At 64.6% G+C, this 22709-nt stretch carries 21 protein-coding genes; 8 read left to right on the forward strand and 13 right to left on the reverse strand.

Features of this window, described 5'->3' with window-relative positions; all coding sequences use genetic code 11:
* Positions 1-2 precede the first annotated feature (2 nt).
* Together E1809_RS05480 and E1809_RS05485 are read left to right on the forward strand one after the other, a co-directional pair.
* Positions 3-2465 carry a helicase-associated domain-containing protein gene (locus E1809_RS05480; RefSeq protein ID WP_133203217.1) on the forward strand — a complete coding sequence of 821 codons (2463 nt, stop codon included), beginning with the start codon at positions 3-5 and terminating at the stop codon, positions 2463-2465.
* A 10-nt stretch (positions 2466-2475) separates the two neighbouring features.
* On the forward strand, positions 2476-4119 hold the full coding sequence (locus tag E1809_RS05485) for a DNA repair helicase XPB (protein WP_133203218.1): 1644 nt from the start codon (positions 2476-2478) through the stop codon (positions 4117-4119).
* Here the strand turns inward: E1809_RS05485 and E1809_RS05490 are convergent.
* On the reverse strand, positions 4116-4343 hold the full coding sequence (locus E1809_RS05490; protein WP_133203219.1) for a hypothetical protein: 228 nt from the start codon (positions 4341-4343) through the stop codon (positions 4116-4118). The two genes, E1809_RS05485 and E1809_RS05490, sit on opposite strands and share 4 nt — an antisense overlap.
* 110 nt (positions 4344-4453) lie before the next feature.
* Positions 4454-5362 carry a LysR family transcriptional regulator ArgP gene (locus E1809_RS05495; protein WP_133203220.1) on the reverse strand — a complete coding sequence of 303 codons (909 nt, stop codon included), beginning with the start codon at positions 5360-5362 and terminating at the stop codon, positions 4454-4456.
* Positions 5363-5431: 69 nt separating this feature from the next.
* Between E1809_RS05495 and E1809_RS05500 the strand changes: the two genes are divergently transcribed.
* The 4 genes from E1809_RS05500 to E1809_RS05515 all read left to right on the forward strand — a co-directional run bounded on the left by E1809_RS05500 (position 5432) and on the right by E1809_RS05515 (position 8829).
* On the forward strand, positions 5432-6061 hold the full coding sequence (locus E1809_RS05500) for a LysE/ArgO family amino acid transporter (RefSeq protein ID WP_133203221.1): 630 nt from the start codon (positions 5432-5434) through the stop codon (positions 6059-6061).
* Positions 6062-6159: 98 nt separating this feature from the next.
* Positions 6160-6870 carry a response regulator transcription factor gene (locus tag E1809_RS05505; protein ID WP_133203336.1) on the forward strand — a complete coding sequence of 237 codons (711 nt, stop codon included), beginning with the start codon at positions 6160-6162 and terminating at the stop codon, positions 6868-6870.
* A 2-nt stretch (positions 6871-6872) separates the two neighbouring features.
* Entirely contained in the window at positions 6873-8420 is a 1548-nt protein-coding gene (locus E1809_RS05510) for a sensor histidine kinase (RefSeq protein WP_205754103.1), read from the forward strand.
* Positions 8421-8538: 118 nt separating this feature from the next.
* Positions 8539-8829 carry a WXG100 family type VII secretion target gene (locus E1809_RS05515; protein ID WP_133203222.1) on the forward strand — a complete coding sequence of 97 codons (291 nt, stop codon included), beginning with the start codon at positions 8539-8541 and terminating at the stop codon, positions 8827-8829.
* 64 nt (positions 8830-8893) lie between these two features.
* Here the strand turns inward: E1809_RS05515 and E1809_RS05520 are convergent, their stop codons facing one another.
* From E1809_RS05520 to E1809_RS05545, 6 genes are all read right to left on the reverse strand, one after another.
* A complete protein-coding gene (locus E1809_RS05520) occupies positions 8894-9877 on the reverse strand; it encodes a ribonuclease HI family protein (protein ID WP_133203223.1) in 984 nt (327 codons plus the stop codon).
* Positions 9878-9981: 104 nt separating this feature from the next.
* Positions 9982-11610, reverse strand: coding sequence for a chaperonin GroEL (gene groL, locus E1809_RS05525; RefSeq protein WP_133203224.1), 1629 nt, complete (start codon positions 11608-11610; stop codon positions 9982-9984).
* Between the two features lie 297 nt (positions 11611-11907).
* Positions 11908-13386 carry an ABC transporter substrate-binding protein gene (locus tag E1809_RS05530; RefSeq protein ID WP_133203338.1) on the reverse strand — a complete coding sequence of 493 codons (1479 nt, stop codon included), beginning with the start codon at positions 13384-13386 and terminating at the stop codon, positions 11908-11910.
* A gap of 5 nt (positions 13387-13391) precedes the next feature.
* Positions 13392-13595 (reverse strand): cold-shock protein, encoded by a 204-nt coding sequence (locus E1809_RS05535; protein WP_133203225.1) that lies wholly within the window; start codon positions 13593-13595, stop codon positions 13392-13394.
* Positions 13596-13730: 135 nt separating this feature from the next.
* Positions 13731-14348, reverse strand: a complete 618-nt coding sequence (locus E1809_RS05540; protein ID WP_133203226.1) for a LytR C-terminal domain-containing protein — start codon at positions 14346-14348, stop codon at positions 13731-13733.
* Between the two features lie 51 nt (positions 14349-14399).
* A complete protein-coding gene (locus E1809_RS05545) occupies positions 14400-14735 on the reverse strand; it encodes a DUF3263 domain-containing protein (RefSeq protein ID WP_133203227.1) in 336 nt (111 codons plus the stop codon).
* A gap of 108 nt (positions 14736-14843) precedes the next feature.
* Between E1809_RS05545 and E1809_RS05550 the strand changes: the two genes are divergently transcribed.
* Both E1809_RS05550 and E1809_RS05555 read left to right on the forward strand, forming a co-directional pair.
* Complete coding sequence (locus tag E1809_RS05550) at positions 14844-15608, forward strand: uracil-DNA glycosylase (RefSeq protein ID WP_133203228.1); 765 nt, start codon at positions 14844-14846, stop codon at positions 15606-15608.
* 14 nt (positions 15609-15622) lie between these two features.
* Positions 15623-16462, forward strand: coding sequence for a siderophore-interacting protein (locus E1809_RS05555; protein ID WP_133203229.1), 840 nt, complete (start codon positions 15623-15625; stop codon positions 16460-16462).
* Between the two features lie 11 nt (positions 16463-16473).
* Here the strand turns inward: E1809_RS05555 and E1809_RS05560 are convergent, their stop codons facing one another.
* The 5 genes from E1809_RS05560 to gcvH form a co-directional block, all read right to left on the reverse strand.
* Positions 16474-17952, reverse strand: a complete 1479-nt coding sequence (locus tag E1809_RS05560; RefSeq protein WP_133203230.1) for a threonine/serine exporter family protein — start codon at positions 17950-17952, stop codon at positions 16474-16476.
* Positions 17953-17962: 10 nt separating this feature from the next.
* Positions 17963-19036, reverse strand: a complete 1074-nt coding sequence (locus E1809_RS05565; RefSeq protein ID WP_133203231.1) for a lipid II:glycine glycyltransferase FemX — start codon at positions 19034-19036, stop codon at positions 17963-17965.
* A gap of 362 nt (positions 19037-19398) precedes the next feature.
* Complete coding sequence (locus tag E1809_RS05570; protein WP_133203232.1) at positions 19399-20814, reverse strand: L-serine ammonia-lyase; 1416 nt, start codon at positions 20812-20814, stop codon at positions 19399-19401.
* A gap of 192 nt (positions 20815-21006) precedes the next feature.
* Positions 21007-22326, reverse strand: coding sequence for a serine hydroxymethyltransferase (glyA, locus tag E1809_RS05575; protein WP_133203233.1), 1320 nt, complete (start codon positions 22324-22326; stop codon positions 21007-21009).
* A complete protein-coding gene (gene gcvH / locus E1809_RS05580; RefSeq protein WP_133203234.1) occupies positions 22323-22706 on the reverse strand; it encodes a glycine cleavage system protein GcvH in 384 nt (127 codons plus the stop codon). Before gcvH ends, glyA begins: the two co-directional genes overlap by 4 nt.
* Positions 22707-22709: the final 3 nt, after the last annotated feature.

Raw genomic sequence — 22709 nt, forward strand, 5'->3', positions numbered from 1 at the left:
TGATGTCCCTCATACGCGCGCTCAGCAACGAACTGGAAGCGCGCAGCGACGAATCGCTGCGGGCCCTGTTTGCCGCGCGGCCGGACCTCATCTCCCCCATCGCTCCGGACTTTCCGGCACTCGCAGCAAGGGCCAGCGCACGGGTCAGCGTGCAGAGGGCACTCGAGCGGCTCAACAAACCCGAAATGCAGGTGTTGGAGACCCTTCACCTCTCGACTAATGCGGACACCGGCCACAGCGTTTCTGCCGCGGGCTTGAAAAAGTGCATCAACAGCTCAACGCTGGCGGCGCTAGAGCCGATCTTGAACAAGCTGCAGGAGTTGGCCCTCATCCACCGGGCCGATCCGCCCGCCTCCATGCACAATCCGGGCCGCCAACGTTTCTACCTGCCGGTGGGAAGCCTCAAGGACGTCATCGGGATCTATCCGGCAGGCTTGGGCCGCAGCTACACGGAACTGGTGCGCCTCCAGCCCGCCTTCGCCCAGCGGGTGGTCCACCTCGTCGCGGAACTCCACCAGAGCGGCGCGAACGTCCAGCCCGCCGCCACCCCCATGGACGCGGCCTTGGCCCTCCAGCGGTGGACATCGACGCCGGAGAACCTGCAACACATTTTGTCCGAGGCGCCGGCCCGTACGCGCCCGCTCTTGAACAAGTTCGGCAATTGGGCCATGGGGGCCGTGCCGCAAGCCCAGCGCAAGGCGTCCGTGCTCCATGAAGGGGACGACGTCGGCCCTGTCGATTGGTTGCTGGCGCGCGGATTGCTGGTTCCCCTGGACGCCAACCACGTCGAGTTGCCGCACAGCGTCGGCTTGTCCTTGCGCGGCGGCGCGATCGTGGACCACTTCACTCTGCGTCCGCCTGTCCCTGAGCTTGGCCAGACCAGCGCGGCCTTGCGCAGGAACGCCGCTCTCGGTGCGATCGCCGAGCTCCTGCGACTTGTGGGCGAGCTCCTGCACGCGGTCCGGGAACAGCCCGTGGCAACCCTGCGAAGCGGCGGAGTCGGAGTGCGTGAACTCAAACGCGTGGCCGATGCCCTCCGTTTGGACTTGCCCGAGGCCGCCTTGATCCTTGAGCTCGGCGCCCTCTCCGGATTGCTTCGCCTCGACGTGGACAGTTCCACCTGGATCCAGCCGCCGGCGCTGGAATGGTTGACGCTCCCCCGGCAGGAACAGTGGCTATGGCTGGTCCACGCTTGGATCGCGAGCGAACGCGCCCCCTCGCTTGTGGGGCAGGCCCTTCCTGGGGCTGCCGCCACGGCGTCCCGGTCCGGCGCCGCGGGAAACTCCATCAACGCCTTGTCGGCCGAGGCACAACGCCCGGACGCCCCATTGGTGCGCAAGCGGATCCTCGAGATCCTCGACGAGCTCACCCGCGAGGCTGAAGCTCCGGACGGCAAGGCTCCCGTGCTGGACGCCGAAGCCGTCATGGAACGCGCGGAATGGGCCCAGCCCCGGATGGCACGGCGGTTCAGTTCCCTGGTCCGCGGCATCCTGGGCGAAGCCGAACTCCTGGGACTCATGGGGTCCGGTGCCCTCACCCAGCTCGGTTCGGCGATCGCCGCCGAACAACCGGAACGCGCCCTCGACATCCTCGGCGAGCACTTGCCGGCAGCCGTCAACCACGTCCTGCTCCAAGCGGACCTGACGGCGGTCGCCCCGGGATATCTCGCACCCGAACTTGGCGAAAAGCTGCTTGCGATGGCCGACGCCGAAGGCCAGGGCCCGGCCACTATCTTCCGTTTTTCCAGCGATTCGATCCGGCGCGCCTTGGATTCAGGCCAAGACGCCGAATCCATCCTCACGTTCCTGCGCACGCATTCCGCCACGGATGTCCCGCAACCGCTCGAATACCTGGTCAAGGACATTGCGTCCCGGCACGGCAAGCTTCGGGTCGCGAGCAGCGCGAGTTTCATCCAAAGCGACGACGAAACGGCCATCTCGGAACTCTTCCGCGAACCCGGAGCCGCAAGCCTCGGACTGGTCCGGATCGCCCCCACGGTCCTGACGTCCGCGGCGAGCCCCCGGGAGACCGCACGTGTGCTGCGCGAGCTGGGACTCTCGCCTGCCGTCCAAGAGGCCGAACCCGCCGTCGTGCGTTACAAGAGGACGACGGCGGTGCCCGGCAATGCGCGTCCCGTCTACACGGCGCCCCGGCTCGCTCCACCGGAGGACGACGTCGAAGACCAGCTCGCCGTGCTGCGGCGCCATCGCGCGAGCCATGGCGAAGGGGCAGGTGAGGCGTCTACGCAATTGGGGCTCGAAACGCTCCAGAAGGCCATCCGGCTCAAGCAGGCAGTCACCATGAACGTCGTGGACGGTTTGGGGAATTCCAACACCGAGACCGTTGTTCCCGTATCAGTATCCGGCGGGCGCGTGCGGGTGTTCGACGCCGCCAAGGACACCGAAAGAGTCTTGTCCATCCACCGCATTATCGATGTGGAACCCGCGGGCGAACCGCGCAAGTGAGGAAGCCATAGTGAGCGACGGTCCGCTGATCGTACAAAGCGATAAAACCATCCTTCTGGAAGTCGACCACGAACTCGCCACAGAGGCCCGGCACGCCATCGCGGCGTTCGCCGAACTGGAACGCGCGCCCGAACACGTCCACAGCTACCGGCTCACGCCCTTGGGACTATGGAACGCGCGGGCGGCCGGGCTCGACGCGGAAAAGGTCTTGGACACGCTGCTGCGCTACTCGCGGTTCCCCGTGCCGCACGCCCTGCTGATCGACATCGAAGAGACCATGTCCCGCTACGGGCGGCTGCGGCTGGAAAAGGACCCGCAGCACGGCCTGGTCATGCGGACCAACGACTACCCCGTGCTTGAGGAAGTGATCCGGGCCAAGAAGATCGCCCCGCTCCTCGGTCCACGGATCGACGGGGAAACCGTTGTGGTCCATTCCTCCCAGCGCGGCCAGCTCAAGCAACTCCTGCTCAAGATCGGCTGGCCCGCAGAAGACCTCGCCGGCTACGTGGACGGCACGCCGCACCTCATCGCGCTCAACGAGGACGGCTGGCACCTGCGGCCCTACCAGAAGCTCGCCACGGAGAACTTCTGGGCCGGCGGCAGCGGCGTCGTCGTCCTGCCGTGCGGTGCGGGAAAGACCCTGGTGGGCGCGGCTGCCATGGCCACCGGCTCCACAACCACGCTGATACTCGTCACCAACACGGTGGCCGCCCGGCAATGGAAAGACGAGCTCCTCAGGCGGACTTCCCTGACAGAGGACGAGATCGGTGAATACTCAGGCTCGGTCAAGGAAGTCCGGCCGGTCACGATCGCCACCTACCAAGTCCTCACCACCAAGCGCGGAGGCATCTACCCGCACCTCGAGCTCGTCGACGGGCACGACTGGGGACTCATCATCTACGACGAAGTCCATCTTTTGCCCGCCCCGATCTTCCGGATGACCGCTGACCTGCAGGCCCGGCGGAGGCTGGGGCTCACGGCAACCCTGGTGCGCGAGGACGGCCGCGAAGGCGAAGTATTCAGCCTGATCGGTCCCAAACGCTACGACGCGCCCTGGAAGGACATCGAAGCCCAGGGCTACATTGCGCCAGCGGACTGCGTGGAGGTCCGCGTGGACCTGCCCAAGGACGAACGGGTGGCTTACGCGATGGCCGAAGACGCGGACAAGTACCGTTTGTGCTCGACGTCCGAAACCAAGACGCATTTGGTGGAGCAACTGGTTGGCCTGCACAAGGGCGAGCAGTTGCTGGTGATCGGCCAATACATTGACCAATTGGACGAAATCGGCGAGCGCCTCGATGCCCCGGTGATCAAGGGCGACACAACGGTGAGGGTAAGGCAGAAACTGTTCGACGCCTTCCGCGCGGGCGAGATCAAGACCCTTGTTGTTTCCAAGGTAGCCAATTTCTCTATCGACCTTCCCGAGGCATCGGTGGCGATCCAGGTGTCCGGCTCCTTCGGATCCCGGCAGGAGGAAGCACAGAGGCTTGGCCGTTTGCTCCGGCCGAAGCAAGACGGCCGCGCGGCACGCTTCTACTCGCTGGTAGCCCGTGACACGCTCGACCAAGACTTCGCAGCCAAGCGGCAGCGGTTCCTCGCGGAGCAGGGTTATGCGTACCGGATCATGGATGCGAAGGACGTGGCGGCAGGCTAGGCGACCAGCTGCTGCGTGCGCCCCGGTGTGCTGCCGGAGACTGCGGTTTCCACTGCGACGGCGTCCACAATGGCCCATGAATCGGCATCCTTGAGCTGGGCATTGGCGAACCGCTCTGCCGCGGCCAGGTTGCCGAATTGTTCCTCCATGACGTGCTCGGAGTGCGGGTCCAGGTAGCTGACGCGGAACTCGATGGCGTCCAGTGCTGCTTGTGTGTTTTCCATGGCTCCAGTGTGGGACGGGGCTATGACAATATAAGGCTGTGCTTCCGGCGTGTTGGCAATTCGGCCCGCGCATTCCTCGGATTCACGGGACCCTCGGCTTCAAATGTGTCTCAGGCCGGACGCAGGAACTCCGCTGCCGCGCCGCGCACCGCCTCAGTGACGGCGTCCAGGATCCGCGAGGCGCTGCGCCATCTTTGCCAGTACAAAGGGATGTCCATCGGCAGGTGCGGCGCAAGCTCCACGAGGCGTCCGGCGTCGATATCCGGAAGGCAATGCGCTTCCGGCAAAAGCCCCCAGCCGAGCCCCAAGCGGATGGCCTCGGCAAACTCCTGGCTGGACGGGACATAGTGCCGCGGGCCAGGCGGTATCGCCACGCCCGCGCCGCCGCCGATGAGCCCAAGGAAGCGATGCTGGTACTCGTCCTTGCGGTCAAAATCGACGGCCGGGGCTGCACGCAGGGCGTCGTAGTCCACACCATCGGCGAGCCACCGGGTCCGAAATGCGGGAGTGGTCACTGCGCGGTACCGCATGCTGCCGAGCGGTTCCACCCGGCAACCCTGGACCGGTTCAGGCGTTGCCGTCACTGCGGCCATCACGGTTCCGGCTCGCAGCATGGACGTGGAATGTTGCTCGTCGTCCCGGTGCAAATCGAAAACCGCGTTCAGCTCCGGGGGAATCCTCGTCAGCGCGCCCAGGAACCAGACCGACAAGGAATCGGCGTTGACCACAATCGGCACGGATACCCTGGGCGACTCGCCGGGAAACCCCAGTTCGAGTCCGGCATCGGCTTCCAACTGTGCGAACTGTTGGGCGAGCCGGAGCACGACCTGTCCGGACTCGGTGGCTTGGACCGGGTTGCTGCGTTGCAGCAGCACCCTTCCGGCTGCCTGCTCAAGGGCCTTGAGCCGCTGCGACACGGCCGACGGCGTGATGTTCAGCATCCGGGCTGCGGACTCGAGCGTGCCTTCAGTGAGGACGGCGGCGAACGTCTGCAGCTGTTCGGAGGAAAATCTCGACATAAGAAGATCTTATCTTGGCTAAGAATCTTTAGCTGGACTAATGATGGAGGTCCTACTTAGCCTCGAAGCATGATCTCTCCTGAAGCTTTCCACGCCGCCGGACTGGGCCTTGGCACCGGCTTGGCCCTCATCGTTGCCATCGGCGCCCAAAACGCCTTCGTCCTTCGGCAAGGAATCCGTGGTGAGCACATCGGCGCGATCGTTGCGGTCTGCGCACTATCGGACGCCGTGCTAATCGCGGCCGGGGTACTCGGCACAGGTGCGTTGCTCGCCGCGGCGCCTGCCGCCGTCGTCGTCCTCGGCTACGTCGGCGCGGCCTTCCTGGTGACGTACGGCGTGATGGCGGCGAAACGGATCCTCTCGCCGAAAGCGCTGGTCTCCGCCGACGCTTCGGGTAGTTCGCGGAGCGGACTGGCAGCGGCGCTGGCCACCAGCCTCGCGCTGACGTGGCTCAATCCGCACGTCTACCTGGATACTGTGCTGCTCCTGGGCTCGGTGGCGAACGCGCAAGGTGCCGGGCTGCAATGGTGGTTCGGCGCCGGAGCCATGGTGGGCAGCGTCCTGTGGTTCTGCTCGCTCGGATTCGGGGCGAAACTGTTGCGCGGGTTCTTTGCGCGGCCGGCCTCCTGGCGGTTCCTCGACGGCGGCGTCGCGGTCACGATGGTGGGACTCGGCGTCGGACTGGCCCTCGGTAGTTGACGGGCAGTCGACCCGCACTGGCGGCGTGGGCGACATCTGGATAAATCTCCCAACAAGCATCCAGTCAACTCCCAGAAACTGGGAGCATCATGAATGGTATGAAAAAGAACGGCCCCGAAGCCAAGCTCCTCGTCGTCGATGACGAACCCAACATCCGTGAGCTGCTCTCCACCTCGCTGCGATTCGCAGGCTTCGAGGTCGTCGCGGCGTCGAACGGTCGCGAGGCCCTCGCGGCGGCCGACACCCACGCTCCGGACCTTGCCGTGCTGGACGTCATGCTTCCGGACATGGACGGGTTCACCGTGACCCGCCGCCTCCGGGCTGCCGGAAAGCACTTCCCCGTCCTGTTCCTGACCGCCAAGGACGATACCGAAGACAAAGTCACCGGCCTCACGGTCGGCGGGGACGACTACGTCACCAAGCCCTTCAGCCTGGACGAAGTAGTGGCGCGGATCCGCGCCGTGCTGCGCCGTACACAGCCCATGGAAGACGACGACGCCGTCATCCGCGTGGATGACCTCGAACTCGACGACGACGCGCACGAGGTACGCCGCGGCGGCACCATCATCGAGTTGTCGCCCACGGAATTCAAGCTCCTGCGCTACCTCATGCTCAACCCCAACCGCGTGCTTTCCAAAGCGCAGATCCTGGACCACGTCTGGGAATATGATTTCAACGGCGACGCCTCGATCGTGGAATCGTACATCTCCTATCTCCGGCGCAAGGTAGACATCGATCCGGACGCTGCCGCACTGATCCAGACCAAGCGCGGCGTGGGCTACGTACTGCGGACGGCCGAGAAGCGCTGACCTTGTATAACCGTTGGAAGTCGGCGTCCCTCAGGTCGCAGCTCGTCGCCATCATCATGGGACTGCTGCTCCTCGCCCTGGCCGCAACCGGAGCCGGGACGCTGACCCTTGTCCGGAGCTACCTCCAAGGACAAGTGGATGAAAAGCTGAGGGCCGCCGTCCAGCTCGCCCAGCAGCAACAATCTTTCGACAGGTTGTCCGAGTCCACTCCCACGGTGCCCACGGACTATTCCCTCACGTTGTTCGTGCAGGGCCAGCAGCCCTACCCCTTCGGCGGGAGCAAGAGCGACCGCCCGAACATCAGCAGCATCACGCCTGCCGAGGCCCGGGACCGCAACTACGTCCCCTTCCAGGTAGGCGGCACCGTAGGCGGTAACTGGCGCGTTGTCGCGGTACCGGTAGTCGACAACCGGACGGCGCAAAACGCCGTCGTCATCGTAGGGCTGCCGCTCTCGCCGGTGGACAGGGTGATGGAACACGCCACTCTCGTGGTGGTCGGCGTCGGGCTCTTGACCTTGGTGCTCGCGTTTTTCATCGCCACATGGACCGTCGCGCGGTCCTTCCGCCCCTTGGCGAGGGTGGAAAAGACTGCCGCGGCCATTGCGGCCGGTGACCTGTCACGCCGTGTCGAGATCGAAAACCCGGTCACCGAGGTGGGCCGGCTCGGTGCATCCCTGAACGCCATGCTCTCCCACATCGAATCTTCATTCGCGGCCAGGGCAGCCTCCGAAGCCCGCATGCGTCGATTCGCGGCCGACGCCTCCCACGAGCTGCGCACGCCCTTGGTCACCATCCGCGGCTTCTCCGAGCTCTACCGGCACGGCGCCCTCGCAACCCCCGAAGACGTGGGCACTGCCATGAGCAGGATCGAGAGCGAAGCGAAACGCATGGGCTCCATGGTGGAAGACTTGCTTCTCCTCGCGCGCTTGGACGAACAGCGGCCCCTTCAGCGAAAACCCGTAGACCTGCAACTGCTCGCGAACGACGCCGTAGTGGATTCGCTCGCGACCTCCAGCACCAGGAAGTTCTCACTGACAGGACTCGACGGCGGGGCCGCGGCCCCCGCGCCCGTCCAAGGAGACGAAGCCAAGCTCCGGCAAGTCCTGGGAAACCTGGTGGGCAACGCCCTCCGCTACACCCCCGACGGGACGCCGATCGAGCTGGCCGTGGGGGTCAGGAACACCGAGGCGGGCTTGTTCTCGGTCATGGAAGTGCGCGACCACGGAAGCGGGATTCCCGAAGACGAGCTGCCGCGGATCTTCGAGCGTTTTTACAGGGCCGATACCTCGCGGACGCGTGAAACCGGCGGCAGCGGCCTGGGTCTCGCCATCGTGGCTGCTATCGTCGGCTCCCACGGTGGTTCCGTCCGGGTCCAAGAGACCGACGGCGGCGGCGCCACTTTGGTTGTCAGCCTCCCGTTCCACGACGCGATCTCTGAGGTCCCGGAAGCCGAGGACGGGCCTGACGGCGACGGGCCGGACGGGTACGGACCGGACGGCGGAAGCGTCACGGACGCCCGGGGCATCACGGAGGCGGACTTCGCCGACTAGTTGTCCACATAGCGCGATTCGACCCTGGCAGGTGCCCTTCAGCGGCTCCTAGGCTCATTGGTGTGGACCACAAGTCAGCCGCACCCTGCGGACACCGCCAGTCGAAAGGCAACGCCCTATGAGCGTCATTTCCGTCGATACCGAACTCCTCCAGCTCAAGTCCGCCAACGTCAAGGCCACCGTGGACCGCATCAGCGCCGACGTGCAGGCCATGAAAAGCGGGTTGGACGAGCTCCAAGCCACGTGGAAGGGATCGGCAGCCAACAACTTCCAAGCCCTGATCGCGGAGTGGACAATGACCCAAAACAAGGTCGAGGCGTCACTCGCTTCCATCAACCTCGCGCTGTCTTCGGCCGCGGCAAGCTACCTCCAGACCGAGCAAGGCAACACCCAGAGGTTCAGCTACTAGCCGGCGCGGCATCCGGCCGGGGCCCAATGCAGGCCCCGGCCGGATGTCCCTGAGGATGTCCCGTCTATTTCTCCGGGGTCGATTGGTGGAAGCGCAGACGCCACCGTCCGTCGTCGAACAACCAGACCGAACTGCGAAGCGCCGAACCGTTCCATCCGTGGCTCCGGTAGTTCAGCAGAATCGTGTCCTTGGAAATCCGATCCGCCGAGATGACTTCGAGCTCCGCCGTGGTCCCGGGGTTGTCCTCCAGCGCCATCATCAATTCGTCGCGCGACCAGATCCGTCCGGAGCTTCCAATCTCGGTGAAATCCGGGTGGAGCAAAAAGCCGGTACGCCCTACGTCGCCCCTGACTTCGGGTGTCAAGAGCTCCTTTTCAAGCTGAATGACGGCGTCCTCGTCGGACTGCTGTCCGCTCTCGCCGTTGACAGCTTCTTCCTCAAATTCGGTGAAGAGGGTGGGCTCCGCGAAACTGTCTTGCCCGCCAAAAAGCGTTAGGTCCTCGTCTTGCGAGTCGGCGTCCTGGGTGTCGGCGTCCCCAAACAGGGACGTGGGCACGGCTGCTTCCCCGTTTCCGAGCCGGTTCCCCGGGTACCCCGGTCCGCTCAAAACGGCAGTGCCTTGCTGGTATGCGCTGGCAACTGCCCGTGCCCGATCGTCTGCCGCCTCGTTGAGATCGTGACCAGCGTGACCCTTGACCCACTCAAACGAGTATTTCCGGCCAACAATGGCTTGGTCGATGTCCTTAAGCAGGTCGACGTTCAGTACCGGTTTCCCGTCAGCCTTGCGCCAGCCTTTGCGTTTCCAGCCTTGCATCCACTTGGTAATGCAGTTGATGACGTATTGGCTGTCGCACAGGATCTTCAACTCTTCGTTCGGAACATGCGCAGTGGACCGGAAGAGGTCCAGGACGGCCATAAGCTCACCCTGGTTGTTGGTTCCGTGCGGCCAACCTCCGGCCCTCCAGCACGAGTCGTCCACGTACCAAGCCCAACCGGCGGGCCCGGGATTGCCGAGGGCGGAACCATCGGCGGCAGCAATAATCGTCATGGTTTCCATCCTGCCAGACGCCCCCGACAGTTAAACCTCGACGGCGGTCCCCACCTGAGGTGGGGACCGCCGTCGTGCGTTTGGCTAGTATGCCGGCGCGGGGACTAGAAGCCGCCCATGCCGCCCATGTCGTCGCCGCCGCCAACAGCAGGAGCGTTCTTCTCCGGCTTGTCGGCAACAACGGCTTCGGTAGTCAGAAATAGACCAGCGATGGAGGCAGCGTTCTGGAGGGCCGAGCGGGTGACCTTTACGGGGTCGTTGACGCCGGCAGCCAGCAGGTCCTCGTACACGTTGGTTGCAGCGTTCAGGCCGTGGCCGGAAGGCAGGCCGCGGACCTTGTCGACAACAACGCCCGGCTCGAGGCCAGCGTTGTAAGCGATCTGCTTGAGCGGAGCGTCGATGGCAACGCGGACGATGTTCGCGCCGGTTGCTTCGTCGCCTTCGAGCTGCAGGTTGGCGAATGCCTTGGCACCGGCCTGGATGAGGGCAACGCCACCACCGGCGACGATGCCTTCTTCAACGGCAGCCTTCGCGTTGCGGACTGCGTCCTCGATGCGGTGCTTGCGTTCCTTGAGCTCAACCTCGGTTGCGGCACCGGCCTTGATGACTGCAACGCCGCCGGCCAGCTTGGCAAGGCGCTCCTGCAGCTTCTCGCGGTCGTAGTCGGAGTCCGAGTTCTCGATTTCGGCACGGATCTGGGCCACGCGACCGGCGATGGCGTCGGCGTCGCCGGCACCTTCAACGATGGTGGTCTCGTCCTTGGTGACAACAACCTTGCGGGCGTTACCCAGCAGTTCGAGGGTTGCGTTCTCCAGCTTCAGGCCGACTTCCTCGGCGATGACCTGGCCACCGGTGAGGATGGCGATGTCGGCGAGCTGGGCCTTGCGGCGGTCACCGAAGCCCGGAGCCTTGACGGCGACGGACTTGAAGGTGCCACGGATCTTGTTGACGATCAGGGTGGCCAGGGCCTCGCCCTCGATGTCTTCGGCGATGATCAGCAGCGGCTTGTTGGACTGCATGACCTTCTCGAGGACCGCAACAAGTTCCTTGACGTTGGAGATCTTGGAGTTGACGATCAGGATGTACGGGTCTTCGAGGACCGTTTCCTGACGCTCTGCGTCGGTGACGAAGTAGGCGGAGATGTAACCCTTGTCGAAGCGCATGCCTTCGGTGAGTTCGAGCTCCAGGCCGAAGGTGTTGGACTCCTCGACCGTGATGACGCCTTCCTTGCCGACCTTGTCGAGGGCTTCGGCGATGAGGCTACCGATTTCGGTGTCGCCGGCGGAGATCGATGCGGTGGCTGCGATCTCTTCCTTGGTCTCGATCTCCTTGGCGGAGGCGAGCAGTTCGGTGATGACGGCTTCAACAGCCTTCTCGATGCCGCGCTTGAGGGACAGCGGGTCGGCGCCGGCAGCAACGTTGCGCAGGCCTTCCTTGACCAGAGCCTGGGCCAGAACAGTTGCCGTGGTGGTGCCGTCGCCTGCGACGTCGTCCGTCTTCTTGGCAACTTCCTTGACCAGCTCGGCGCCGATCTTCTCGTAAGGATCGTCCAGCTCGATCTCCTTGGCGATGGAAACGCCATCGTTGGTGATCGTGGGGGCGCCCCACTTCTTTTCGAGGACGACGTTGCGTCCACGCGGGCCGAGGGTGACCTTGACGGCGTCGGCGAGGGTGTTCAGACCCCGCTCGAGTCCGCGGCGTGCCTCTTCATCAAATGCAATGATCTTGGCCATAACGGCGGTAGTCCTTCCGGGACAGTCGTTAAGAAGGTGCCTTCACTGTGGTGCCCGCGACGGACGATCCTTCGCTTGCGGCCTCTGTATGCCGCGCGGTCCGGATCTCACCCCAGCAAGGTGTTCTTGGTCCCCCACGCACCAGCGCCATTCCCATGCGGCCGGGGCCGCACGAACAATTAGCAGTCGGTGCTTGAGAGTGCTAATCAATAATTAGCACTCGACCGAGGAGAGTGCAAGCAGCGCGTCCCATAAACCGCCCGCCACGCCTGCGGTTTCGCTATCGGCACAGTGGCGTCACTGCGCCTTGGAGGTAGTCTCCTTGCCGCTCACGCGGGCGGTGTTGTCGGCTCCGTAGCTGAAGACCATGTAATTGGCGGACGTGACGTCACCGTTCGCGTCGAATCCGATGGTGCCGGACTCGCCGTCGTAATCGGGTAGCTTCCCTTCCTTCAGCACGTCGAGGCAACCCTGGTACGTCGTACAGTTTGCGCGGTCCTTCCCGGCTCCAGTACCGGACGTCGGACGCACTCCACCGGAAACCGTAGTGAGCCAGGCGGCGATCGATCCCCCGGCGTCGTCATCCGCAGCGGCGGCGGCAAGGCCGGCGAGAGTTACGGCGTCGAACGTCTCGGCGGCGTATGTCGTGTCCTTGAGGCCCGGATCGATGCCTGTCAGCGCGGTCTGGAATTCGACGGTCGGGAAGACACCCGGGAGAATTCCGTGCGCCCCATTGAGGCCGCCCGCGCCGAGCTCTGTCCCGTACTGCCGAACAGCGCCGTCGCTCAAGTACAGCTTGTTGCCGCCGAGTCCCGCGTTGAGCAATTCGGCCAGGGCGCCCTGGGCGCCGTCACGGGCAACCACGACGACGGCGTCCGGCGCCGCCGCTTTGATGCTCGCAACAGCCGGGGCTGCTTTGCCCGCACTGAACTCCACATTGTTCGCGGCATCCATGCCAAGTCCGCGCGCCGCGTCCATGACCGCTCCCGAAACCCGAGTGCCGTAATCGCCGGCCTCGTGGAGGACCGAAAGCCGCTTCGCACCGGCGTCGTGGGCCAGCTTTGCCAGGACACTGCCTTGGGCGGCGTCGGCGGCGGAGGTGCGGAAGTAGAACCCGCCGCTTTTGTAGGAGCTCAGCCCCGACGCCGTGTTCGCCGGCGAGATGAGCGGTACGTGAGCCGGAGAGAGGACATCGATCGCGGCGGGGGCATGGCTTGAATCCGTCGGTCCAATGACAACGTCCGCGTGGGCGGCCAATAACGCCTTGGCCTGGCTCGCGGTGTCAGCGGTGAAGGCGGAATCGTTGGGGGCAATAGCTGATTGGGTGCTGCTAGCGGTCGGGCTCGGGCTGGAACTCGCCGACGGGCTGGCGCTCGGGCTCGCCGACGCACTCGCGATCGCGCTGGCCGTCGCACTCGCGCTGGCCGTCGCACTCGGGCTGACAACAGCACTCGCACCCGCCGCCGCGGGAAGCAACTCGACCGGATGCCCCTTGAAGCCTCCGGCATCATTGATTTGCTTCACCGCAAGCTTGGCCGCAGCCAGTTCGGATTCGTTCAGGAACGCAGAATCGCCCGTATTGTCGAGGATGACCCCGACGCGCAGGACGCCGTCACCACTTGGAACGACCGAATCGAGCCTGGCGTTTCCACCGGCCGCGGCGCATCCGGAGAGCCCGAGGGCAAGGACGGCACAGCTTGCGAGAAGGGCGGGTACGGGTGGAAGTGACCTGGACGGGCCCGCCTTGGAGGGCCGTGAAAGCTGCCTTGCCGCAATACCCACTAGATAAGCCGGACGCTCTCTGCCTGCGGGCCCTTCTGGCCCTCGCCCAATTCGAAGTCGACGCGCTGCCCTTCTTCGAGCGCACGGAAGCCATCCATCTGGATCGCAGACCAGTGCACGAAGATGTCGTCGCCGGAATCATCCACGGTGATGAATCCGTAGCCCTTTTCGGCGTTGAACCATTTAACGGTCCCCAAAGCCATGTTCCCCACACTTTCAACTAGCGGTAGCCGTTCGGGGGTTCCCCTGTCCGGCTCCCAACTACTGTAACCACAGTCACGATGCTGTGGCGCAATGAGCCGTAAGGCTGGCCGCAATGTTATTGAGGCGTAACCGGCTTAGCGGTAGCCGGGCCCCAGGATGACCACCACGGGCTGCTGGAATTCGGCGCTATCCACAAGGTTCGCGATGCCCAGCAGCTTGCCAAGGGCTTCGGCGTTGCCTTTTTGGGCTTCGCCCTTGTAGAAGACGGACGAGGTCTGCTGGGGCATGCCGCCCCAGTTCGCGACCGTGGACAGCGGCCATCCGTTGCCCTGTACAAGGCCGGCCACCCGGGCGGCGAGCCCGCTGGTGGTGGTGCCGTTGTAGACGGCGACGGCGGCGGTCATGTCCACCGGCGCGGTAGTCGGCGTCGGGGTGCTCGACGGCGTGGTGCTGGGGCTTGGCTCGCTCGACGGCTGGGGAGCGGTACTGGCAGAAGGCGAAGCACTCGCCGAAGGCGCGGCCGCGGCCTTGGTGGCGTCAGCGGCCGCAACCGCCTGCGGGACCACCGTCGGGGCCGCCCCCAGTTTCGGCAGGATCAGGAAAGCAACCAGGCCTACCGCCAACGCGATGCCGCCCATGACCAGGACGGGCCACAAAACAGGGCGTGACGCTGACGCGACGAGCCGGTGCACACCTTGGCGCGATGAGCTCTGCGGGACACGGTCGAATTCGTCCCGGGCATATTTGGTCATGGTGAGGCCTTGTCCTTGCTGCTTTTCTTGCTGTGGTACAGCGGGGGTTTTCTATGCGTCGGAACCGAGACGGCGGGCCGTGCGGGCCCGTTGACGTGACGTACGTAGTCTACGCAATCTCTTGACGAGCATGGGATCGTGCGCCAGCGCTTCCTCGGTGTCGATAAGGGCGTTGAGGAGTTGGTAGTAATGCGTCGCCGAAAGGTCGAAAAGCTCCCGGACGGCCTGTTCCTTGGCGCCGGCGTACTTCCACCATTGCCTTTCCAAGGCGAGGATCTGCTGTTCGCGCTCGCCCAGGGGCGAATCACTGCGGATCCCGGCATTCAGTTCATCAAGCGACGGTCCAGTCGCTCCGGCCGCCAACGGTTCCCGTGCGGGTTCTGCCACGACACACTCCTTCACCGCAAAACCGAAATTCGTCCCTTCCAATGGTACCGGTGGAATAACAGGGCTGTTGTTTGCCACGTCGGAGCTCCCTGAGGGGAGAATGGCCGGATGGCAGACGAAGCATTGTTTGAGTTTGGATCCGAGGACCAATCGCCGGAATTCGCGGCACTGCCGGAGGCGCCCTTGGAAGCCCTAATGGCACCGGATTGGGCTGAAGCCCTGGCGGGCGTCGAGGACGAGTTGCGTTCTGTCCTGTCTTTCGTGGCGGACGAGGTTGCCCGCGGTACCCACGTGCTGCCGGCGGCGACGCGGATCCTTCGAGCGTTCCAGCAACCGCTCGCGGACGTAAAAGTCCTGGTCCTCGGCCAGGACCCGTACCCCACGCCGGGACACGCCGTCGGGCTCTCCTTCGCGGTCTCCGGCCAAACCCGGCCCATCCCCCGCAGCCTCGCGAACATCTATCGGGAGATGGAATCGGATCTCGGCCTGCCGCCGCGGATCCACGGCGACCTCTCCGCGTGGACCGGCCAAGGGGTGCTCTTGCTGAACAGGGTCCTCAGCGTCGCCGCCGGGGAGGCCGGATCGCATCGGGGCAAGGGTTGGGAGGCCATCACGACGGCGGCCGTCACCGCCGTCGCCGACCGCCGCACAAGTGCGGGGCAGCAAAGCCCGCTTGTCGCGATCCTTTGGGGGAAGGACGCCGAAGCCGTGCAACCGCTGTTGGATGGCGCTCCTGCGATCGTTTCGGCACATCCCAGCCCATTGTCCGCTTCGCGCGGGTTCTTCGGCTCGCGGCCTTTCAGCCGGACGAATGCATTACTGGCCGAGCAAGGCGCCAATCCCGTCAACTGGGAACTTCCCCCGCTCCCTTAGCTAGGCTTGCCTACATGACTTCTTTGCCAGCCGCCTCGTCTGCCTCCCGCAAAACCCGTCCGCAGGTGAACCTGACGGTGCTGCGCAAGGAACAGCTTTCACCCCACATGGTGCGGATCATCGCAGGCGGTCCCGGCTTTGACGGTTATGCGAACAACGATTTCGTGGACAGGTACGTGAAGATCGTGTTCCCGCAGCCAGGCGTGAATTACGGGCAGCCGCTGGATCTGTGGGCTATCCGGGAAACCCTGCCCCGCGAGCAGTGGCCTTACACCCGCACCTACACGGTCCGCTGGGTGGACGAAGCCGCCCAGGAATTGGCCATCGATTTCGTGGTCCACGGCGACGAGGGTCTTGCAGGGCCGTGGGCCGTGGCGGCACAACCGGGCGACGCGCTGGTCTTCACCGGCCCCGGTGGCGCCTACAACCCGGCCCCCGACGCCGACTGGTACCTTTTCGCGGGCGACGACGCCGCTCTGCCGGCAGTCGCTGCGTCGATCGAGGCGCTTCCCATGCAGGCCAAGGGCTTGGCGTTCCTCGAGGTGGACAACGAATCGGACGTCGTGGACATTGCGGCGCCGGCAGGTGTTGAGGTGCGCTGGCTGTTCCGCTCGGGCGTACCGGCTGGATCGTCGTCCCTACTGACCGATGCCGTGGGCGATGCCGAGTGGCCGGAGGGACGGGTCGACGTGTTCGCGCACGGTGAGCGCGGCTACATGAAGGGACTGCGGGACATTTTCTTCAAGCAGCACGGGCTGGAGCGTTCACAGGTTTCGCTCTCCGGATACTGGGCGCAAGGCCGTGTTGAAGACGACTTCCAAGCCGAGAAGAAGCTGCCCATCGGGCAAATCTAGCGCAGGCACCTCTAGCGCCTCCGCACGCGCCGACGCTCGTTGCTCGCCAAGCCCTTGGTCAGCGGCCGGGCGAGGTTGTCGCCAAGCACGATTCCCGCCGCGACGCCCAGCACGATCGCTCCGGCGTTGAGCATGCCGCCTGAACCCAAAAGGATGTCAGCTTCCTGGACCGTCAATATATACATGGAGCGGAATATCTTTAGTCCGGGGAGCAGGATGAGGCCTGCGGGCACGGCGACCACTAGCTGCGGGGCGCCGAGCTTGAGGGCCACAATCCGGCCCAACAAGCCGATCACGACGGCGGAAATCGCCGGTGACAGCCGGTCGCCCAAGCCCAAAGCGCCCGCCCCCCACAAGGCGAAGTAGCCCACAATGCCGACTGCCGCCGTCGGGAGCAAAAGCTTTAGCTCGGTCTGTTCCGTGATCCCGATGGCAATCACGGCGATGGCGATCAGAATCGCCTGGCCCCACAACGGATACGCCTCGGGGAATGTTTGCGTGACGTCGATCTTGGCGCTGCCGACCAGGTCGCCGACCACCACGGCCACGGCGATCCCGGCAACAATGGCACCAAACGTCAGGATGGTAGACAGGAACCTTCCGGCCGCCGTCACGGGGAAGCCGTTGATGGCGTCTTGAACCGACGAGACCAACCGTCCAGTCGGCAGCAACAACAGGATCCCACCGGCCACCACGATGGACGGTGGAATTTCCGCTCCCGCCCAGCGAAGCATCAACGCAATGAACGTCACCAGGAACGAACAAGCAGCCGTGACAAAGAAGTCAGGGGTACGCCATTTGCCCAATTGCCGGGCAACGAGGTTCACGAGCAAGTTGGACGCAAAGGCCAATGCCGAAGCTCCGAGTCCGCCGCCCAACACACCGACGAAGACCGCGGCGAACACACCGAACGCAATGGTCACCATCCACCGCGGGAAGGGTTTGCTCTTCCGGATGATGTCGTCCAGGCGGCTCACGGCTTCGGCGCGGCCCACTCCCCCGGCCACGATGTCGGTGACAAGCTGGTGAACCTGCGCCAGGCCGGCGTAGTTGTTTGTCCAGGACCGCACCACGCGGAGCAAGGTAATGGGAGTCTGGTCCTTGGGCGCGTAGTTGATCGCCACCGACTGGTTGGTGATGTCCACTTCGATGTACTTCAGGCCAAGCGCGGCCGTGACGGCGATAATGCTGGTTTCGACTTCCAAGGCGCCTGCGCCGTAACGGAACATCGTCTCGGCCATGTGGAGCGCGAAATCGATCGTCTTGCGGGCCGACGCATCCACGCCGCTCACCTGGATGGTGGGGTTGGCGTAGGGGCTGCCGGCCAAGCGATCCACGATGCTCAACGGCGCGGTGGGAGGGTTCTCGCCCTGGACGAGCCGGCGGAGCATGCGCCTTGCGTTGGCGTTCTGGCGCACCTGCGAGGGCTTGAGGGGCTGCGTCTTGGGCAATCCGTCCGTGATGGGCCTGTGGTCCGGGCGGTCAGTCACGGGTGTACTCCTAGTAGAACTGTTTGCCCGTGCGGCGCGTGTAAAGCTGCCGGGCGATGCGCTCCCCCGCGACGGTCCACAGTTTGTATTTCAGCGGGCTGATGATTTGGTCGTAGCAGCCTACGAAGTCGGTGACGGTCTTGCTGAAGCTCGTCTTGAACAGGCCCAACCCGTGGAAGGGGTGGGATGTGTCTTTGAGCCGGTCAGCCGGAGGGGTGCCGCAGAAGTCGTACTCGGTGCAGCCCAGCTCCTTCACCTCGTTGATGGCTGTCCACTGGACCAAGTGCGAATCCCCGTATTGCCCGCGTTTTTGCAACGAGCCGCCGTCCTTGTACGTGCCCTTCCGGCCGTAGTTGATCACGAACGCGCCCACGCTGGGAACACCGTTTTCAAAGACAAACAGGAGCCTGCCCTGGCCGCGGTCCATGAAATTGGTCCAAAACCGGCGGTAGTAATCGAATTCGCGCACCCGCACCTGGGACTTCGCCTCAACGGTGTTGGTCATGAGCGCATACATTGAACGGAAGTTCTCTTCTGTCGGCTCCATCGGGTGGACCTCGACTCCTTCGCGGATGGCGCGCCGAACGGCATTGCGGCCACGCGAATGGAGGTTTCGCAGCAGTTGGTTTTCCTCGGGAGAAATATCCAGCAGCGCGGTGGAGTCGTTGGGTTGCAGGTTGGGTGTCTTGACCACGCCGGTGGCTTCGATGGTGGCCTTGGCGTCGTCTTCCAAGATGATGTCCGGTTCGATCTTGATGGCGAACACACCCAGCTTGGCGCGCTTCACGAATTCCTGGTTGGCCTTGATGATCCCGGGAATGTCCTCGACCCCGGCGACGTCCGGTCCTTTGATGAGGTACCAGAGCTTGCCCAGCAGCGGGAAGGATTTCTCCAAGACCAGGTTGAAGCTGCTGTAGTCCGCCGTCTCATAGACCAGGTGCAAGGGCTTCCAGCCGAAATGCTGCTTGACCTCCGCGAAGGCCTCGGATTGGAGGAGGTTTCCGCCGTTGGGGTTGGCCGTGACGTGTTTGTCCCAGTGTTCGATTTCCTCGGAGGTGGCAAAGCGCGCGGTGAATTCTCGCAAGGGGGCCGTGTCCAATCAGTTGCGTACGTGAGGCAGCAGGCACCGCTGGGCGGCGCAGGCGTTCACCCTCAAGTCTATCGGCCCCCGGAGCCGCCAAAGCCCGGCGCGGGCAATAGCAGCCACGGCTTCACAGCCTAGGCAAAGATTCCCCAAAGTCCCCAGCCAGCACGCCAGTGCACAGTGGTAATACCACTAACCGAACCTGGAGGATCCGATGATCGCCTACCGCCCCATTCCGCCGCTCACTGCCGGTCGCGGCAACAGCGTTTGGTCAGCGATCGCGGCCATGGCGTCCGCGGCCTTGCTCGGCCCGGCGTGGCCGCCCGCTCCCGCTCACGCGCCGGCACGCCATAGGGTTGCCGTCAGCACTCGACGACGTTGACGGCGAGGCCTCCCATAGCGGTTTCCTTGTATTTGTCGGACATGTCCTTGCCGGTTTCGCGCATGGTCACGATGACTTCGTCGAGGGAGACGCGGTGGGTTCCATCGCCCCACAACGCCATTTTGGCGGCGTTGATGGCCTTCGCCGCGGCGATCGCGTTGCGTTCGATGCAGGGAATCTGCACGAGGCCGCCGATCGGATCGCACGTCAGGCCGAGGTTGTGTTCCATCGCGATTTCGGCAGCGTTTTCCACCTGGGCAGGAGAGCCGCCCATGACTTCCGCCAGACCCGCGGCCGCCATCGAGGACGCAGAGCCCACCTCGCCCTGGCAGCCGACCTCAGCGCCGGAAATGGACGCTTGCTCCTTGTAGAGGACCCCGATCGCACCCGCTGCGAGGAGGAACTTCACCACCACGTCGTCGCGGTCTTGTTGCGAGGCGTTGTCCATCCCGGGAGCGTAGTGCAAGGCGTAATAGAGCACGGCCGGAATGATTCCGGCGGCCCCGTTCGTGGGTGCGGTGACAACCCGCCCCCCGGAGGCGTTTTCCTCGTTGACGGCCAGCGCGATGAGGTTCACCCATTCCTGCCAGTACTTCGGGTCCCGGTCCTTGTCTTCCTTCAGGAGCCGCTCGTGCCAGTCGGGGGCCCGACGGCGGACCTTCAGTCCGCCGGGCAGCACGCCTTCGCGCTTGAGGCTGACCTCGACGCAACCTTCCATGACAGACCAGATGTGCAGGAGCCCTTCGCGGATTTCCTCATCGCTCCTCGAAGCACGCTCGTTGATCAGCATGATGTCCGAAATGCTGAGCCCCTTCGAAGCGCAACGCCCCAGCATTTCAGCAGCGGTGCGGAACGGCAGGGGAAGTTCTTTCTTCGACTCCTCCAGTTCCTTCCGGGCGCTTTCCTCCTCGCCCTCACGAACAATGAAGCCGCCACCCACGGAGAAGAAGGTTGCTTCGTGCAGGACCTCGCCATCGGCGTCGGACACCGAGACCTTCATTCCGTTGGTGTGCCGGGGAAGGACAGTGAGCGGGTGCAGGACCATGTCCGATTCCCCGTACTGAAGCTGCTTGCCCGCACCGGGAACACCAGCGCTGGCCAGGTTAAGCGTGCCGGTCTCGGCGATTGCCGCGAGCCGCGCCTCCACCTCATCCGGAAGGATCAGCTCCGGGTGGTAGCCCTCGAGTCCCAGCAGGACCGCCGTCATGGTCCCGTGGCCGCGACCGGTGGCGGCAAGCGAACCGTAAAGGTCCACCCGCAGGGACGACACTTTGTCCAAGGCGCCCGAATCCTTGATTTCGCCGGCGAACACGGCAGCCGCCCGCATCGGCCCGACGGTATGCGAACTCGACGGACCAATCCCGATCGAGAAAAGATCGAAGACGCCAACAGCCATGGTGGTTCCTAACTAATTTAATTCGGATACGGCGGGGACCCGAGGATCCGGGCCCGGGCAAACAGTCCCGCCGGGATGGCCCCTTTGGGGCCAACATCCGGAAGCGTGCGTCTAAGAGAGCGTCACGTCCGCTCAGCGGGCGTCTTCGCGACCGAGCACGCGGAGGATGTCGGCCCCAACGGGCCACCAAGATCAGCCCAGGTTTGCTACGCCCGGGTAGAGCGGGTGCGCGGCGGCGAGGGCCTCCACGCGGTGACGCAGACCGGAAAGGTCGGCACCGGCGTCGGCGATCAACGCTTCGGCGATGACGTCGGCGACTTCGCGGAACGCGGCTTCGCTGAAACCGCGCGTCGCCAAGGCCGGCGTGCCGATCCGCAGGCCGGAGGTGACCATCGGCGGGCGCGGGTCGAACGGGACAGCGTTGCGGTTGACGGTGATGTCGATCGCGGCGAGTCGGTCTTCGGCCTGCTGCCCGTCAAGCTCGCAGTTGCGCAGGTCCACGAGCACCAGGTGCACGTCGGTACCGCCCGAAACAACTGAGATCCCCTTGGCCACGACGTCGTCCTGCACGAGGCGCTCCGCCAGGATCCGGGCTCCGGCGAGGACGCGCTGCTGGCGCTCCTTGAACTCTTCCGAAGCCGCGATCTTGAAGGCCACGGCCTTCCCGGCGATCACGTGCTCGAGCGGGCCGCCCTGCTGGCCCGGGAACACGGCGGAGTTGATCTTCTTGGCGATCTCGGCGTCGTTGGACAAGATGATGCCGCCGCGCGGACCCGCGAGGGTCTTGTGCGTCGTGGACGTGGTGACGTGCGCGTGCGGGACCGGCGACGGGTGCAGACCCGCGGCAACCAAGCCCGCGAAGTGCGCCATGTCCACCATGAGGTAGGCGCCCACAAGGTCCGCGATGCGGCGGAACTCGGCGAAATCCAGCTGGCGCGAGTACGCGGACCAGCCAGCAACGATCAGCGCGGGCTTGTGCTCCAAGGCCAATGCTTCAACCTCGGCCATGTCCACGGTGTGGCTGTCCTCGCGGACCCCGTACGGGACCACGTTGTACAGCTTGCCGGAGAAGTTGATCCTCATGCCGTGCGTCAAGTGACCGCCGTGCGCGAGGTTCAGGCCCATGATCGTGTCGCCGGGCTTGATCAGCGCGTGCATCACCGAAGCGTTCGCCTGGGCGCCCGAGTGGGGCTGGACGTTCGCGTACTCGGCGCCGAACAGGGCCTTCACACGGTCGATGGCCAGCTGCTCGATCACGTCAACGTGTTCGCAGCCGCCGTAGTACCGCTTGCCCGGGTAGCCTTCGGCGTACTTGTTGGTCAGGACGGAACCCTGCGCCTGCATGACAGCCACGGCGGTGTGGTTCTCGGAGGCGATCATTTCCAGTCCGCCGCGCTGGCGGCCGAGTTCGTCGTCGATCTTTGCCGCGATCTCCGGGTCCAGCTCGGAGAGCTGCGCGTCCAGCGACGGCGACACGACCTGCTCGAACGCGGTTCCCGTTGCGGCGCTCACAGTTCGCCACCGTTCTTGGAGGCGTATTCCTCTGCGGAGAGCAGCGGACCATCGGATTCCGCGGCGACCTTGAACAGCCAGCCGGCGCCGTAGGGATCGTTGTTGATCAGTGCGGGGTCGTCGACGACGGCGGAGTTCACTTCGGTGACTTCGCCCGTGACCGGGGAGTACAGGTCCGAGACGGACTTGGTGGATTCGACTTCGCCACAGGTTTCCCCTGCGGTCACGGCGGCGCCTACCTCGGGCAAGTCGACGTACACGATGTCGCCGAGGGCATCGGTGGCGATGGCCGAGATGCCGATGGACACGAGGTTTCCGTCTTCGCGGGAGACCCACTCGTGTTCGTCGGAGTACTGCAGTTCAGGTGCAACTTTTGCCATGCG

Source organism: Arthrobacter terricola (assembly GCF_004354015.1).
In the GTDB taxonomy this organism is placed as follows: domain Bacteria; phylum Actinomycetota; class Actinomycetes; order Actinomycetales; family Micrococcaceae; genus Arthrobacter; species Arthrobacter terricola.